Source organism: Psychrobacter sp. T6-1, assembly GCF_052258445.1.
In genome coordinates this window covers 1-1,133 of record NZ_JBQQFC010000524.1, presented here as the reverse complement: position 1 = coordinate 1,133, position 1,133 = coordinate 1, and the positions used below count along the sequence as shown (strand labels likewise).

The following is a 1,133-nucleotide window of genomic DNA, read 5'->3' as shown; positions in this document are numbered from 1 at the left end:
CAAAACTTAATGGCAGTGACCGATGACTTTAAAGAAGGTATTAGCGCTTTTATGGAGAAGCGTAAGCCAGTTTATCAGGGTAAGTAAGTCCTAAAAATACCCTTTATTTTGGCAAAAGTTTATTAATAAAGGGTTTTTAGGTTCTTAATAGTTAAACACTATATTTTGATTTTAAATGATATGTTTTGGCTGTATTTTTAATATTATCTAAAATTAAATAATAATCTCAAGCTTACTTTGCTGGCGGACCCCATTGATTGGTTTCACGCTTAGTATCGCTAGCCATAAACACTAGCAATATGATAGAGCCTATTAGCGGCACAATGGATATCAAAAACCACCATCCTGAGCGATTAGTATCGTGAAGGCGGCGTATAGAAACAGCAATGCCAGGTAAGAATAGCCCAAGCACAACTATAATATAAAACAGCCCAGTTTCCGAGCTAAATATAATTGCATCGAGCACCATCGCTGCGATGATCAAGCCCATTTGCACTAAGAAGAAATACCAATATTCTTTACGGCGAGCGCGATCAGAGAAGTTAACATAGTTTCTCAAGCCTTTTTTAAACCAATCAATAATCCCGTAGTTTGCTTCTGCAGCATGATTATTATTGACAGTATTCTGTGGTAAGGGTGGCGGCGTCGCTTTATCAAGCATATTTTTAATTTCCATAGTGATAATCAGTTAGAACAAAGTTGCTCACTAAAAATAAGCGAACGCTTTTGATTATAATCACTCAATAAAAGTTTGCAAACTTTATTTATATTTTGTTTTGTCATAACATAAAAAACCCCGTATCACTTAGATACGGGGTTTATTTTTATCTTGCTAAGTAGCTTGAAAGCAAATACTAGGTCAACTGAGCAACGTTAATTTTATCCGCTTCTTCAGTGTACTCTTCCATACGGTCAAAGTTCATGTACTGATACACTTCCTCGCCCATGCTGTTGAGCATGCCAGCGTATTGCTGGTACTCATCGTTAGTTGGCAATTTACCAAGTACTGCGGCTACTGCAGCAAGCTCTGCAGAAGCAAGATATACATCAGCGCCCTGACCTAGACGGTTCGGGAAGTTACGGGTAGAAGTCGATACCGCAGTAGAGTTCGGTGCGATACGTGCTTGGTTACC

Annotated in this window: 2 protein-coding genes; both read right to left on the bottom strand. The window is 38.5% G+C overall.

The window, feature by feature from the left end:
- Positions 1 to 232: 232 nt before the first annotated feature.
- Positions 233 to 676, bottom strand: a complete 444-nt coding sequence (locus tag ACTXGO_RS14300; protein WP_435949290.1) for a DUF805 domain-containing protein — start codon at positions 674 to 676, stop codon at positions 233 to 235.
- 178 nt (positions 677 to 854) lie between these two features.
- A partial coding sequence (locus tag ACTXGO_RS14295; protein ID WP_443574984.1) for an aconitase family protein occupies positions 855 to 1,133 on the bottom strand: 279 nt, incomplete at its 5' end.